The sequence below is a fragment of the Massilia frigida genome (genome assembly GCF_011682175.1).
GTDB lineage: Bacteria > Pseudomonadota > Gammaproteobacteria > Burkholderiales > Burkholderiaceae_D > Telluria_A > Telluria_A frigida.
The window spans coordinates 23,709-37,369 of the sequence record NZ_WHJG01000043.1; the positions used below are offsets into that span (position 1 = coordinate 23,709).

General features: G+C 63.3%; 14 protein-coding genes. 3 read left to right on the plus strand and 11 right to left on the minus strand.

Annotated features, from left to right (window positions below; translation table 11 throughout):
- Nucleotides 1-14: 14 nt before the first annotated feature.
- A complete protein-coding gene (locus F2P44_RS28460; protein ID WP_167092191.1) occupies nt 15-2,687 on the plus strand; it encodes an NAD(P)-binding protein in 2,673 nt (890 codons plus the stop codon).
- Nucleotides 2,688-3,474: 787 nt separating this feature from the next.
- On the opposite strand, the gene F2P44_RS28470 is transcribed toward F2P44_RS28460, so the two are convergent.
- The gene (locus tag F2P44_RS28470) at nt 3,475-3,762 is read right to left on the minus strand and encodes a hypothetical protein (protein ID WP_167092194.1); all 288 of its coding nucleotides are present in this window, start codon (nt 3,760-3,762) and stop codon (nt 3,475-3,477) included.
- Here F2P44_RS28470 and F2P44_RS28475 point away from each other — a divergent pair.
- Nucleotides 3,761-4,318 (plus strand): hypothetical protein, encoded by a 558-nt coding sequence (locus F2P44_RS28475; RefSeq protein ID WP_167092197.1) that lies wholly within the window; start codon nt 3,761-3,763, stop codon nt 4,316-4,318. The two genes, F2P44_RS28470 and F2P44_RS28475, sit on opposite strands and share 2 nt — an antisense overlap.
- Nucleotides 4,319-4,703: 385 nt before the next feature.
- Here F2P44_RS28475 and F2P44_RS28480 read toward each other — a convergent pair whose 3' ends face one another.
- The 8 genes from F2P44_RS28480 to F2P44_RS28515 all read right to left on the minus strand — a co-directional run bounded on the left by F2P44_RS28480 (nt 4,704) and on the right by F2P44_RS28515 (nt 9,861).
- Nucleotides 4,704-5,099, minus strand: coding sequence for a VanZ family protein (locus tag F2P44_RS28480; RefSeq protein ID WP_167092200.1), 396 nt, complete (start codon nt 5,097-5,099; stop codon nt 4,704-4,706).
- An 85-nt stretch (nt 5,100-5,184) separates the two neighbouring features.
- Nucleotides 5,185-5,511, minus strand: coding sequence for a hypothetical protein (locus tag F2P44_RS28485; protein WP_167092203.1), 327 nt, complete (start codon nt 5,509-5,511; stop codon nt 5,185-5,187).
- A 562-nt stretch (nt 5,512-6,073) separates the two neighbouring features.
- Entirely contained in the window at nt 6,074-6,496 is a 423-nt protein-coding gene (locus F2P44_RS28490; RefSeq protein WP_167092206.1) for an organic hydroperoxide resistance protein, read from the minus strand.
- A 130-nt stretch (nt 6,497-6,626) separates the two neighbouring features.
- Nucleotides 6,627-7,103, minus strand: a complete 477-nt coding sequence (locus F2P44_RS28495) for a MarR family winged helix-turn-helix transcriptional regulator (protein WP_167092209.1) — start codon at nt 7,101-7,103, stop codon at nt 6,627-6,629.
- Nucleotides 7,100-7,864 carry an SDR family NAD(P)-dependent oxidoreductase gene (locus tag F2P44_RS28500; RefSeq protein WP_167092212.1) on the minus strand — a complete coding sequence of 255 codons (765 nt, stop codon included), beginning with the start codon at nt 7,862-7,864 and terminating at the stop codon, nt 7,100-7,102. Before F2P44_RS28500 ends, F2P44_RS28495 begins: the two co-directional genes overlap by 4 nt.
- A 77-nt stretch (nt 7,865-7,941) precedes the next feature.
- Entirely contained in the window at nt 7,942-8,469 is a 528-nt protein-coding gene (locus tag F2P44_RS28505; RefSeq protein ID WP_229423803.1) for a TPM domain-containing protein, read from the minus strand.
- On the minus strand, nt 8,469-9,245 hold the full coding sequence (locus F2P44_RS28510) for a TPM domain-containing protein (RefSeq protein ID WP_167092214.1): 777 nt from the start codon (nt 9,243-9,245) through the stop codon (nt 8,469-8,471). Before F2P44_RS28510 ends, F2P44_RS28505 begins: the two co-directional genes overlap by 1 nt.
- Before the next feature lie 4 nt (nt 9,246-9,249).
- Nucleotides 9,250-9,861, minus strand: a complete 612-nt coding sequence (locus F2P44_RS28515) for a LemA family protein (protein ID WP_167092217.1) — start codon at nt 9,859-9,861, stop codon at nt 9,250-9,252.
- Nucleotides 9,862-10,010: 149 nt separating this feature from the next.
- On the opposite strand from F2P44_RS28515, the gene pyrF reads away from it, so the two are divergent.
- Nucleotides 10,011-10,829 (plus strand): orotidine-5'-phosphate decarboxylase, encoded by an 819-nt coding sequence (pyrF, locus tag F2P44_RS28520; RefSeq protein WP_167092220.1) that lies wholly within the window; start codon nt 10,011-10,013, stop codon nt 10,827-10,829.
- 154 nt (nt 10,830-10,983) lie between these two features.
- Here pyrF and sbcB read toward each other — a convergent pair whose 3' ends face one another.
- Entirely contained in the window at nt 10,984-12,432 is a 1,449-nt protein-coding gene (gene sbcB, locus F2P44_RS28525; RefSeq protein WP_167092223.1) for an exodeoxyribonuclease I, read from the minus strand.
- A gap of 259 nt (nt 12,433-12,691) precedes the next feature.
- Nucleotides 12,692-13,657, minus strand: coding sequence for a diguanylate cyclase (locus F2P44_RS28530; protein ID WP_167092226.1), 966 nt, complete (start codon nt 13,655-13,657; stop codon nt 12,692-12,694).
- Between the last annotated feature and the right edge of the window lie 4 nt (nt 13,658-13,661).

The window sequence follows — 13,661 nt, forward strand, 5'->3', positions numbered from 1 at the left end:
CGAAAGGAGATAGCATGTCGACGATCATCGTTTTTTGCCACCTGCGCTGGGATTTTGTTTACCAGCGGCCGCAGCAGTTGCTGTCGCGGCTGGCGCAATATTTCCGCATCCTCTTTGTGGAGGAGCCCGTGCACGATGATGGCGGCAGCTTCATGGAACAATCGACGCCGGTTCCCAACGTGACCGTGTACCGGCCGCACACGCCGGTGCATGCGCCCGGCTTCCACGACGACCAGATCCGCCTGCTGCAACCGATGCTGGCCGGCCTGGTCGAGCCCGGCGAACACCCCATCGTCTGGTTCTATACGCCGATGGCCCTGCCGCTGCTGCAGGAACTGCATGCGGGGCTGGTGGTGTACGACTGCATGGACGAGCTGGCGGCATTCAAGAATCCTCCGCGCCAGCTGCTGCAACGCGAAACGGCCCTGCTGAACCTGGCCGACCTGGTGTTTGCCGGCGGGCCCAGCCTGTATCAGGCCAAGCGCGAGCGCCACACCAATGCGCACTGCTTTCCCAGTAGCGTCGACGTGCGCCACTTCGAGCGCGCGCTCGGGCGCGATAACGGTCATCCGCTCCAGGCCGGCATCGGCGCGCCGCGCCTGGGCTTTTACGGGGTGATCGATGAACGCTTCGACGCGCCCCTGGTCGCCACGCTGGCCGACGCCCATCCCGACTGGCAACTGGTGATGGTGGGGCCGGTCATGAAAATCGACCCCGCCAGCCTGCCGCAGCGCCCCAATATCCACTACCTGGGGCAGCAGCCTTACGAAGCGCTGCCTGGCCTGCTGGCCGGCTGGGAGGTATGCCTGCTGCCGTTCGCGCTGAACGATGCTACCCGCTTCATCAGCCCGACCAAGGTGCTCGAATACATGGCCGCCGAACTGCCCATCGTCAGCACCGATATCGCCGACGTCGCCCGTCCGTACGGCCACGTGGTCGCGATCGCGCGCGATGCGGACGGCTTCGTGGCGGCGTGCGAGGCAGCCCTGGCGATGACGCCCGAACGCCGCGCCGCCATGGGCGCCACCATGCGCACCATCGTGGCCGGCACCTCGTGGGATGTCACGGTCAACGCCATGCGCCGCTTGCTGGCGGAGACCCGGCCCGGACGCGGCACGGGCCGCTTCAGCGGCGCAGGCAATGCGGGCAACGCAGGCTTGGCCACCGGGGCCGGTGTCAGCGCCCCAGGCACGGGCTCCGGCGCTGGCGCCGGGGCCACGGTCAACCCCTTGCGCTCGCCGAGCGGGGGGCAGAAGGTGCAGACTGTCATCGTCGGCGCCGGCCCCACCGGCCTGTCGGCCGCGTACCACCTGGGCGAGGGCACGGTGCTGCTCGACAAGAACCCGAGCGTCGGCGGCTGGTGCCGTTCGATCCATGACCAGGGCTTCACGTTCGACCATGCCGGCCACATCATGTTTTCCAACGATCCTTACGTGCTATCGCTGTACGAGATGCTGCTCGGCCCCAACCTGCACTGGCAAAATCGCGAAGCTTGGGTCTACAGCAAGCAGGTGTATACGCGCTACCCGTTCCAGGGCGCCCTGTACGGCTTGCCGCCGAAAGTGATCACCGAGTGCATCATCGGCGCGGTCGAAGCGCGCTTCGGCAGCCTCGACGGCGCATGCGCGGCGCCACCGTGTGCAGTCAAGCCGGTGGAAGACTGCTGCGCGGACGGTAGCGTCGAGGTCGCGCACGGTACCGCCAGCATTGCACCGCGCAAGCGCGAAAGCCAGAATTTCGAGGACTTCATTTACAAGGTCTGGGGCCGCGGCATCGCCGAGCACTTCGCCATCCCGTACAACAAGAAGCTGTGGACCGTTCCGCTGAGTGACATGGAAACTTCCTGGCTCGGGGGCAGGGTGCCGCTGCCCGACCTCGAAGAAATCATCGAGGGCGCGCTGGAACCTGTCGCCAAGCCCATGGGACCGAATGCCCGCTTTGGCTATCCGCTCTCCGGTGGCTTTCAAGCATTGATGTCCGGTTTCCTGCCGCATATCAAGGGCCGGATTGAAATGCAGGCCGAGGCGGCCCAGTTGCTGCCACGCGAACATGTGCTGGTGATGGCCGACGGCAGCCGTTACCGCTACGATCACCTGATCAGCACCATGCCCTTGCCGGAACTGATCAAGCTGATCGGCAGCGAAGCGCCGCGCGATGTGCGCGAAGCGGCCGCGGGCTTGCGTCATATATCGGTCCGCTGCGTCAACCTTGGCGTGGCGCGCGAAAACATCACCGACAAGCACTGGATCTACTACCCGGAAGACACGATTTTCCACCGGATTTTCGTCCAGGGGAACGCCAGTCCCCATTGCAACCCGCCCGGCGGATTCGGGCTGAGCTGCGAGATTTCCTACTCCCCATGGAAGCCCTTGCCGCTCGATGGCCAGGCGCTGATCGAGCGCTGCATCGACGACTGCATCAAGGTCACCATGCTCCGGCCGGATGACCGCATCATTATCGCCAACCTGGTCGACATGCCCTATGCGTATGTGGTCTACGATCACGCGCGCGCGGCCAATGTAGCGCGCGTCAAGGCGTGGCTGGCGCGTTACGACATCGTGCTGGCGGGACGTTACAGCGAATGGGAATACTACAACTCCGACCACGCTTTCATCGCCGGCAAGAAGGCAGCGGAAGCGGTGCTTCGCCAGCGCGCCGATGCGGCGCAGAATGTCGGGTCGGAGTGAAATTGCCGCAAGCAGGTCCATGGACTGGCGCACATTCCACGAACGCGCGAAGGTTGATGGAGACTCCGCGCGGACCCCGGTCGTGGTCGTGGCGTTGTTGTGAGAGTAATCGGGGCTGTGTCGATGAACGCTATCGCGGTGCTGACTTCACGGCACGGAATTGACAGCCGCGAGAATCGGAATCGGAATCGGAGTCGGAATCGGAATCGGAATCGGAATCGGAATCGGAATCAAGGTTCGATTCGCGCATCCATTTGCCTCATTCAGTGATATCGACGTCGGGTGTGCACGCATACCGTGGTGGCATTGATTAGGAAGGTGCAAACGCGGGCACGCTGTCCTTAGAGAAGGTGCCACGCGGACACCTGTGATCGGAGAAGGTGAAACGCGGACACGCTGTTTTTAGGGAAGGTGCAAACGCGGAGACGCTCTCATTAAGGGAGGTGCAGCGCGGACATCTGTCATAAGAGAAGGTAAAACGCGGACACGCTGTTATTAGAGAAGGTGCAGACGCGGACACGCTGTCATTAGGGGAGGTGCAACGCGGGGCAGGTTGTCATTGAACGGGAAGCTATTTCGTCCCACAGCAGAAATGGCAGCGCCGCAGTTCCAGGCACCGGCAGGACGCAAGGACGCAAGGACACAAGGACGCAAGGACGCGCGGCAACGGCGGTTCTGATCGACCACTCCCTTGCGACTGCGCTGGTACGCCATTCGGCACAGGAACTGGGCGTGCCGATGCCAGGCGTTATCGCCTGGCCCTTCAACGTCGCTTGTCGGCGCGGCGCTAGCGCTCGATTGCGCCGCCTGACATACGGACGCGGTCACCTGTCACGAAGGACGGCGCCCATTCCTGTGTGATGACCTGGGTAGCGCCGTCGTCCATCTTGAGTGTGATGCGGTAGACGCGGTCGCCAGTCATGGTGCTGCCGCTGGTGCCCGTACTGCCAGCGCTGCCGGTGCCGCCCACGGACCCTCCCGCTCCGGTCGCCCCGCTGCCTTGACGCGGCACCACTTCGATTTTGCTCACGGTGCTGTTGGGCGGGCCGGCTGGCGCGCTGGCTCCGCTTGCCATGCTCCCACTTCCTGACTGCGTGCCGCTGCTTGTCGCACCGGAGCTTCCCATCCCTGCCGTGGCGCTGCCGGTTCCTGTGCCTGCCATGCTTCCACTACCCCCACTGGTGCTCGTGCCGCCAGTAGCTTGGCCGCTGCCGCTGCCGCTGCCTGAAGCGGCGCCGCCGCTCCCTGTCGTTCCGCTGGTCCCCATCGATCCGCTGCCACCCGCCCCTGCGGCGCTGCCGCCGCTCCCGGTCGTTCCGCTCGTGCCCGTCGACCCGCTGCTGCCCGTCCCTGCGGTGCCGCCGCTGCTTCCGGCGATGCCGCCGCTGCCCGTCGCCGCAGTGCCGGAACCGGTCCCCGTCGTTCCGCCGCTGTCCGTCGTGCTCCCGCTCGATGGCGTACTGGTGGATGTGTCGCCACTTGTGCCGCTTGTGCCACTGGCTGTGTCGCCGTTCATGCCGGTGGAACTGCAGGCCGCCAGTTCAAGAGCCAGCAAGCCCGCCAACAGCACGCTTTGTTCGATACGCTTCATGATCAACTCCTTTGGTTGGGTGTTTTCCGTTGGTGCGTGACAATGCCGCGTGCCACTTCGGTAAGAGCGGGAAATTCTGGCGGCGTTCCCATGCATTCTCTACAGTTTGACCCAGATCAAACAGTGATCAGATAAGCTTGCTTTTCGCACAGGGGGAAGGGCTGAACGCAAGACATGCGCAATAAGAGATTGACGCAACGCAAAAGCCCGCCGGGTTGGGCGGGCCATAATTTCTTCATGCTATTTTTTGAGAGCCCGCCATGCCTGCTTCGTCACTCTCCAGCCTCATTGTCGACCTGGTCGCTTCGATGGAAACGACCGCCATCAGCCTGCGTGAACATCATCAGTCCGGGCAAGCCGTGCGTCGCCTCGTGCGCGAGGCGAGTGCCGGGCAGTATGCGGACGCGGCGGACGCTGCGCCGCGTTTAACGGGAGCGCGCCGTTTGCGGCAGGAAGGCCCAGAGCAGGCCAGCCGTGATCAGTGCGGCGTTGCAGTCGACCATCCAGTCGCCGACCGCGCCTGAGCGGTACGGCAGGAAACTCTGCACCAGCTCGTCCAACGCACCCATGGCCATCACGGTCAGGACCGACTTGATCGCGCGTTCCCGCGCACTGCCCAAGCTGCCGGTGAACAATAGAAAGGTGATGGCACCATAGGCGATCGTGTGCAGGATAATGCCTGACGCCACGGTGCCGATCTCGGCACGCGCGCCCGGTACGGAACCCATGATGAGAATGGCGGCGTACATCGCCAATGCGGTGCCGTAGCGCAATTTGCGCAAGCGTTCGTCAAGGACAAGGAGGGAAATCAGGGCGGGCATGGCAGGGTGCGTGGGAAAAACCATCACCTTACCATGCCGGCCGTCGGACTTGCACGGCCTGCACGTTGCCTGCGTGGGCGCCAGATCAGATCGTCAGCGCCGGCGCGCCATTGCTATAGCGCGCATCGAAACAGCCCTGGCACTCGGCGCAGAACAGATGGGCAACGCGCACGGCGCGCTGGCGCAAGACCAGCTTGAGGTGCGCATGGCCGCAATTAGGACAGGTTTCCCGGAGCGTGCCAAAGGTGATCAGTTCGACCGGGGCATCGTCGTCGTCGAGATGGTCGACGACGGCGCTGGAACGAAGTTCACTTAGGACGAGCGTATCGTCGGTGCTGTGGCGCTGGCGGCGGCTGGCGTGTGCCTGTTGAGAAAGTTCTTCTGATAATGCATCAAGGACATATTCACTCATTCTTATCGCTCCGCTTGGCTGGCCAATGGTTATGAAAAAAGCTCGAGGACCTTCATCATAGTTGAATAGAGCGCAGCTTCAAGCTTTTGTATCATCTTTTTGTCAACCCTAGTCAAACGAACAGGAAAAAGTGTTGCGCAAAAAAAAGCCCGCTTGTGGGAGCGGGCTAAACCCAAGATCGGGCCAAGAGTTCGTCCATTCGGAGTGGTGTGCCGCCCTCTGGGTCGGCACACCTGGCTGCCAGTCACGCATATCGGGTGCGTGTACAGCAGATGAAGCAAGTATAGGCAGGCAATGTGACCCAGCTATGACAATGCGCAACAATTGCGCTGGCGCGATAAATAAAGGAAAAAACCAGGCAGGCTGCACGGCGCAGGCGCAAGGGCGCACACCGCCGCGTTTCGTGTAGGCAAAAAAAAGCCCGCTGATGAAAGCGGGCTTAAACTATTTTCTTGGAGGAAGATAGTGGAGACAGGTGCAATTATGCGGGGTCGTCACTTATATGTCTAATTGACATTTTTGATACCAGACATGCGCCTGACTTATATCTCTACCGTGACATTTAAACTGCCACGCTCAGCGCGACCTCGATGTTGCCTCGCGTGGCGTTCGAGTACGGGCAGACTTCATGCGCCTTGTTCACCGCCGCCTGGGCCGTTGCCTGGTCCATGCCCGGGGTTTTCACGACCAGCTTGACGGTCAGGCCGAAACCGCCCTTGTCGTTCGGACCCACGCCGACCGATGCGTCGATACTGGTGTCGGCAGGCACCGGGGTCTTGAGCGCGCCGCTGACCAATTTCAGGGCCGACAGGAAACATGCCGCATAGCCCGCCGCGAACAGTTGTTCGGGATTGGTGCCGGCGCCGCCCGCGCCGCCCAGCGATTTCGGGGTCGACAGTTTGACGTCCAGGACGCTGTCATCGGAAACGGCGCGGCCATCGCGACCACCGGTTGCTGTTGCGTGTGCTGTGTAAAGAACTTGCATGGTAACTCCTTGCTTGGGTTGGGGCGGCAACGCTGTGCCGATGCATGAACTATAGCGAGCAATTCAATTGTTAGCAACCTATTTATCGCTATTTTTTCGACGAACAGCGGGGCCTGCCCCGCCGCCAGACTCAGTCGTGCTCGTCCATGGCCTTGAACAGGTCGTCGCGCACGCTCGACAGTTCGCTGCGCATGCGTCCCAGCGCGGCCAGTTCCTGTCCGCTGGCGCACAGTACCTGCTCGGGAATCGCCTCGGCCTGGGCGCGCAGCGCCCGGCCTTGCTCCGTGAGCACGATGCGCACCTGGCGCTCGTCGTGCGGGTCGCGGTTGCGCGAGAGCAGTCCGTTGCCTTCCAGCCGCTTGAGCAGCGGCGTGAGCGTGCCGGAATCGAGAAACAGGCGCGCGCCGATATCCTTGACGAGGATCGCGTCCTGTTCCCACAGCACCAGCATCACCAGGTATTGCGGGTAGGTCAGGCCAAGCCGGTCGAGCATCGGCTTGTAGGTCTTTGTCATCGCATGCGAGGCCGAATACAGCGCGAAGCAAAACTGGTTTTCCAGCGCCAGCATGTTGACCGACCCCGGCAGCGTCTGTTTGGTTTGGCTCATTCCTTCACCGGCACCGTGTAGTTGAGGGCGAGGCGGCCACCGTCGACATACATGGTCTGGCCGGTCATGTAGGAGGCGTCGTCGCTGGCCAGGAACACCACCACGGAGGCGATTTCGTCCGGTTCGCCGCAGCGTCCCAGCGGCGTGCGCGACAGGATCGTCTTGCGCGCTTCCGGGCTACCCAGCACGGCTTTCTTGGCCAGCTCGGTCAGGATGGTGCCCGGGCCGATGCCGTTTACGCGGATGCCGTAGCCGGCCAGGTTCAGCGCCATCACCTTGGTCAGCTGGTTGATGCCGCCCTTGGACACCACATAGGGCACCTGGTTGGCGATCGCCACTTCGGCATTGACGCTCGACATATTGATGATGCAGCCTTGCTGCTGGCTCACCATGTGGCGCGCCGCAGCCTGGCCGCACAGGAACATCGACTTCAGGTTGATGCGCATCACGCGGTCGAAATCGTCCTCGGTCAAGTCGAGGAAATCGGCGGCGTGCGTCACACCGGCATTGTTGACCAGCACATCGATGCGGCCGAAGGCGGCCACGGTAGCGGCGATCATGGCATCGACATCGGCTTTCTGGCTGACATCGGCAGCGAAGAAACGCGCATTCTCGCCGAGCGCGTCGGCCGCGGCGACGCCATCAGCCTTGATATCGACCAGCATCACGCGCGCGCCTTCTTTCACCAGACGCTGGGCGCAGGCCAGGCCAATGCCTTGCGTGGCGCCGGTGACGATCGCTACTTTTTGCTCAAGTCTCATGTATTGCTTTCAGTATGGTGCGGGAATAGCGAATTTTAACCACACAGCGCGCCCGGCGTTGATATTTTTGCGCTGCATCAAAGCATGATGGGGCCGTCCGGCAACTCATTGGCGCGCGCACCCTGGGCCGGAAAGTGCTGTCCGAGCAAGGTGTTGACTTGTTCCAAGGCAGCGAGAGTGGCGCCGTGGAATTGTCCGCGCGCGAATCCCTGCGTCATGGCCGCGCACAAGCGGTTCCAGACGATATTGTCGATCTTGCGTCCGACATTCCGGTCGGTCACGATCTCGACCTTGCGTTCGGCCAGGTTCACATAGATCAGCACGCCGCAATTGTCTTCCGTATCCCAGATGCCGTATTCCGCGAACAGGGCAATGGCGCGTTCGCGCATCCCCATGCCGGCCCACAAGGCATCGAACGGCATGCCGTGTTCGACGATCAGGCGCAGCTCGCTGCGGTGGGTTTGCTCGCCGACCGTGATGGCCTTGCCGATCGCGTCCAGCGTTTCCGGCGGAAACGCGCGCCGGCCTTTGGCTGCCGTGCTGCGCCAGTGGCGCCAGATGCGTGCGATGCGTGCGCCCATCGATGGTGTGGCGGACTGACTCATTACCAATCTCCCGAGGCGCCGCCGCCGTCAAAACTGCCGCCGCCGCCGGAAAACCCGCCGCCGGAAGAACCACCGCCACCGCCACCGCCGCCGCCGCCGAGCATGCTGCCGATGATGAAGCCGGTGGCGCCGCTGCTCCAGCCGCCCCGGCCAAGACGCCCACGGCGCGGACGGAACAGGGAGAACACGAGAAATGCGCCAAACAGGACGAGCGGGACCAGGATATTGTTCTCTTCCAATTCACCGGCTTGTTGCTGCTGTGGCGGCGCAGGAAATTTTTCCGCGTTCAGCAAGGTCGCGATCGCGCCCACGCCGGCCACCAGGCCATCATAAAACTGTTTTTGCTGGAAATGCGGCGCGATCACGTCTTGCAGGATGCGTTTCGATTGGGCATCGGTCAGCACGCCTTGCACCCCGCGTCCGGCTTCGATGCGCAGGCGCCGCAGGGCCGGCGGATTATCGGGCGCCACCAGCAGCAGCACGCCGTCATCGACGCCCTTGCGCCCCAGTTTCCAGGCATCGCTGACGCGGATGCTGTATTGCTCGATCTGTTCCGGCGCCGTGCTCTTGACCAGCAAGACCGCGATCTGGCTACCGGTCTTGCTTTCATAGTCGGTGAGCACGGTTTCCAGCTTGGCGCGCTGTTCCTCGCTCAGCATGCCGGCCTGGTCGGTGACATGGCGGCTCAGGGCCGGCACCGGCACCAACTGCGCGTGCGCCGTGCCGCCCAGGCCGAGCGCCAGGACCAGCATCCATAAACATGGCAGCCAGCGCATGTGCTTACTTGCCAAAATTGACGGTCGGGGCGGTCGAAATCGCCTTTTCGTTCTCGACGGTGAACGACGGTTTGGTCTGATAGCCGAACATCATCGCGGTCAGGTTGGTCGGGAACTTGCGCACCTGTACGTTGTATTCCTGCACAGTGACGATGTAGCGCTGGCGTGCGACCGTGATGCGGTTCTCGGTGCCTTCGAGCTGCGATTGCAGGTCGCGGAAGCTGGCATCGGCCTTCAGGTCCGGATATTTCTCGGCCACCACCATCAGGCGCGACAAGGCGCCGGACAGTTCGCCCTGCACCTGCTGGAATTTCTTGAACGCTTCCGGATTATTCAGGACCTCGGGCGTGATCTGGAAACTGGTGGCGGCGGCGCGTGCGCGCGTGACCGATTCCAGCGTTTCCTTTTCGTGGGTGGCGTACCCCTTGACCGTGTTGACCAGATTCGGAATCAGATCGGCGCGGCGCTGGTACTGGTTGACCACTTCGCCCCAGGCGGCTTTGCTGGCCTCATCCTTGGTCTGGAAATCGTTGTAGCCGCAGCCGGACAGGAGCGTGCCTGTGAGTGCCAGGGTCAGCAGCACCCGGGCGCAGCGTGCGAATGCAGTGTTTGTCATGGTATTTCCGTCCGTAGCAAGTTGTCGAATGGTCAAAAATATACCCTAAATGCCAACACGATGACTTTTCAAACGTGCGTGGTGGGCGGCGGGGAGGGGCGGGGGACGCGCTACAATGACGGGTTTGTAACCGACTACGAGGCTGTCCTGTGAACTTTATCAACAAGCTGTCCGCCGCCTGGACCACCAACCACTCCCTGCTGTGCGTGGGCCTCGACCCCGACCTGGCCCGTTTTCCGGCGCAGCTGGCTGGCGAGCCCGATGCGATTTTCCTGTTCTGCAAGGTGATCATCGATGCCACGGCCGACCTGGCGTGTTCGTTCAAGCCGCAGATCGCCTACTTCGCCGCGCTCGGCGCCGAAGGCCAGCTCGAACGCATTTGCGCGTATGCGCGCCAGCATTATCCGCATATTCCGCTGATTCTCGACGCCAAGCGCGGCGACATCGGCGCCACCGCGCGCCAGTACGCGCGCGAAGCGTTCGACCGCTACGGGGCCGACGCGGTGACGGTCAATCCGTACATGGGCTTCGACTCGGTCGAGCCGTACATGGAGTGGAGCGACCGCGGCGCCATCGTGCTGTGCCGCACCTCGAATCCGGGCGGATCGGATTTGCAGTTCCTGATGGCCGATGGCAAGCCTTTATACCAGCACGTGGCGCGCTTGGTGGCCGAGAAATGGAACAAGAACGGGCAGTGCGCGCTGGTGGTGGGCGCGACGTTTCCGGAGGAGCTGGCGCAGGTGCGCGCGATCGTGGGCGAGATGCCGCTGCTGGTGCCGGGTGTCGGCGCGCAGGGCGGGGATGTGGAAGCGACCGTGAAATCCGGACGCACGGCCAGCGGCGCCGGCATGATGATCAATTCCTCGCGCGCGATTTTGTATGCGGTGCCGCAGGGGAGTGAGGATTTTGCGGCAGCGGCGCGCAGGGTGGCGCTGGAGACGCGCGACGCGATTAATTTGTATCGCTAACACGTCGTTCCTGGCATTGCCAGAAACGACTTCCCGCGCCAAGGCGGCACTCGGCGGGAACGCATGCGTTCCCGCCTGCGCGGGAACGACGAGCTAGTGGCCGGTACGACGGGCTCGCGGCCGGTACGACCGGCTTGTGGCCGGAACGACGCGCTTAATATCGGCTCGGCGCAATCGCCTCGGCATAATCGTACAAGGTCCCCAAAATCTCCTCCGCGCGCTCGTCGGCATCTTCCGATAGCGCATCGATCTCGGCAAACAACTGCTCGATCGTCCTCGCCCCGCCTTGCCCGTCGAACAGCTTGGCGGCGCGGTGCTCTTCCCACTGCTGCGCTTCGGCTTCGCTGAGCAACTCCGGGAAATTGCGCGCGCGGTAGCGGAACACCAGTTCCACCAGGCGCTGATCCTCGAACGACGGCCTGGCCTTGGCCAGTTTCTCGGGCGTCTCGGCCCGCAGCGATTCCAGTTTGCGGCGGTCGCCATTGCCGATGAACCCGTTATACAGATCCTCATCCACATCGACCGCTTCCTGCGCGCCCGGGCGCTGATACACCTGCGCCCACAAGGCGCCCATATCCGGCCCTGCCGCCGCCACGGCGGCGAACGCGCGTCCCTGCTCGATATCGATGCCCCACTTTTGCGCCATTGCCGCGCTCAGGGTCTTGAGGTTCCCCACCAGCATAGGCGACTTGTTCAGGTGAATGCTCTTGATCGGCAAGCGTGTCACGCCTTCCGGCAAATCGGCCGAGCGCGTGAACATGCGCAGGCGGATCGTTTCCGCATCGAGACCGAACAGCTCGGCCGGATCATGGCTGCAATCCCAGACCAGCACTTCATTCTTGTTGGTCGGATGGGTCGCCAGCGGCCACACCAGCCCGATGCAGCCGCGCTCGGTCGGGAACATGCCCGACACGTGCAGGAAGGGCTGGCGCTGCGCCGCCGCCAGATGCATGCCCATTTCCGACGCGACCTTGTCTTTCTTGTGCAGGGCCAGGCAAAAATCGAACAGCTTGGGCTGCTTGTCGCGGATCAGGCGCGCCAGCGCGATGGTCGCGCGCACGTCCGACAGCGCATCGTGCGCCGTTTCGTGCAGCAAGCCGTTAGCCTTGGCCAGGTGCTCCAGCTTGAAACTCGGCTTGCCATCTTCGCGCAGCGGCCATTCGATGCCTTCCGGGCGCAGCGCGTACGTCATGCGCACCACGTCGAGCAAGTCCCAACGCCCGCAATTGTGTTGCCACTCGCGCGCGTACGGATCGATCAGGTTGCGCCAGAACAGGAAACGCGTGATTTCATCGTCGAAGCGGATCGTGTTGTAGCCGACCCCGATCGTGCCGGCCTGGCTGAAGGCCGCCTCGATGGTGGCCGCGAACTGGTGCTCGGGTACGCCCAGTTCAAGGCATTGCTGCGGCGTGATGCCGGTGATCAGGCAGGACTGCGGGTCCGGCAGAAAATCCGGCGCCGGCTGGCAGTACAGCATGATCGGCGCGCCGATTTCATTGAGGTTGGCATCGGTGCGGATCGCGGCGAACTGCGCCGGACGGTCGCGGCGCGGCTGGGCGCCGAAGGTTTCGTAGTCGTGCCAAAGAAAAGTGTGGGTGGTCATGGAACGTCGATCAATAAGTGGCAGCCCGGCGCCGTGCGCATTCCGGGGCGAACCCTAATGCCGATAACTGACGATCCGTCATTCCCGCGCAGGCGGGAATCCAAGGCCCGCCGCTGAGCCACGAGAGATTGGATTCCCGCCTGCGCGGGAATGACGGCGCTGCATGTTGAGGCAGGCGTCAAGCGCATCAGGGGCGGACCCATATGGTACACAGATTGGCGCCGCGCTGGTGCCTGGATTGAGCGCGCGGCGCGGCAGGTCAGCGCGCGACGCGGTTGCGTCCGCCTTCCTTGGCGCGGTACATGGCCGCGTCGGCCGCCGCGATCAGGGCGCTGTCATCCATGCCCGCTTCCAGCAAGGCGACCCCGAACGAGGCCGTGATGTGCGGCAGCGGAATGCGCATGTCGCGGAAAATCGGCGCCTCGCGCATGCGCGAGCACAAGCGCTCGGCCACCATCAGCGCCAGCGGTTCCGGCGTTTCGGGCAGGATCACCATCAATTCCTCGCCACCGTAGCGCAGCGCGAAATCGGACGGGCGCAGCGCCGTCGAAATCACGTCGGCGGCCGCGCGCAGGGCGTCGTCGCCGGCCAGGTGGCCATGGGTATCGTTGAAGCGCTTGAAATGATCGAGGTCGAGCATCACCAGCGCCAGCGGGGTGCCGGCGCGGTGCGCGGTGGCGATCAGCTTGGGCAGCATGTCGTTCATCCAGGCGCGGTTGTACATGCCGGTCAAGCCATCGTTCATCGACAACTGGCGGTAGAATTCGCCCAGCTTCTGGCGCCGCCGCAGCAGCGCATTGGCGGCCCGGATGCGGAACGACAGCAGGCGCAGCAGGTTGCGCGCCAGCCCGTTCGACTGGTCGATCAGCTTCCACATCAGTTCGCCTTCGATGAGCAGCAGTTCCGATTCCTCCAGCGCGCTGATCGAGGCCAGGTTGGCCGCTTCATCCAGCACCGACTGCTCGCCCACGCTCTCGCCCGGCAAGATCTTGCTGACCGTGCCGTCGGCCATGCCGTTGCGGGTGTCGGCCTCGACCGCCAGCGCACCGCGCAGCAGGATGTACAGGCGCGCACGGTTGCTATCCTCGACCCTGGCCCCGGGTGCGAGCCGCACCACGGTGCACTCGGCCAGCGCGCGCGCGATCTGCTCGTCGTCGATGTCGCGGAACAAATGCAAGTCCCGGATGGTGTAACTTGATGCAGCGAAGGTGCCGATCTGTTCCAAAATA

Excerpts from the sequence above, each read along its gene's own strand:
- F2P44_RS28460 (WP_167092191.1), top strand. The coding sequence starts at position 15 with ATGTCGACGATCATCGTTTTTTGCCACCTGCGCTGGGATTTTGTTTAC.
- F2P44_RS28475 (WP_167092197.1), top strand. The coding sequence starts at position 3,761 with ATGCTCCCACTTCCTGACTGCGTGCCGCTGCTTGTCGCACCGGAGCTT.
- F2P44_RS28470 (WP_167092194.1), bottom strand. The coding sequence starts at position 3,762 with ATGGCAAGCGGAGCCAGCGCGCCAGCCGGCCCGCCCAACAGCACCGTG.
- F2P44_RS28480 (WP_167092200.1), bottom strand. The coding sequence starts at position 5,099 with ATGCCCGCCCTGATTTCCCTCCTTGTCCTTGACGAACGCTTGCGCAAA.
- F2P44_RS28485 (WP_167092203.1), bottom strand. The coding sequence starts at position 5,511 with ATGAGTGAATATGTCCTTGATGCATTATCAGAAGAACTTTCTCAACAG.
- F2P44_RS28490 (WP_167092206.1), bottom strand. The coding sequence starts at position 6,496 with ATGCAAGTTCTTTACACAGCACACGCAACAGCAACCGGTGGTCGCGAT.
- F2P44_RS28495 (WP_167092209.1), bottom strand. The coding sequence starts at position 7,103 with ATGAGCCAAACCAAACAGACGCTGCCGGGGTCGGTCAACATGCTGGCG.
- F2P44_RS28500 (WP_167092212.1), bottom strand. The coding sequence starts at position 7,864 with ATGAGACTTGAGCAAAAAGTAGCGATCGTCACCGGCGCCACGCAAGGC.
- F2P44_RS28505 (WP_229423803.1), bottom strand. The coding sequence starts at position 8,469 with ATGAGTCAGTCCGCCACACCATCGATGGGCGCACGCATCGCACGCATC.
- F2P44_RS28510 (WP_167092214.1), bottom strand. The coding sequence starts at position 9,245 with ATGCGCTGGCTGCCATGTTTATGGATGCTGGTCCTGGCGCTCGGCCTG.
- F2P44_RS28515 (WP_167092217.1), bottom strand. The coding sequence starts at position 9,861 with ATGACAAACACTGCATTCGCACGCTGCGCCCGGGTGCTGCTGACCCTG.
- sbcB (WP_167092223.1), bottom strand. The coding sequence starts at position 12,432 with ATGACCACCCACACTTTTCTTTGGCACGACTACGAAACCTTCGGCGCC.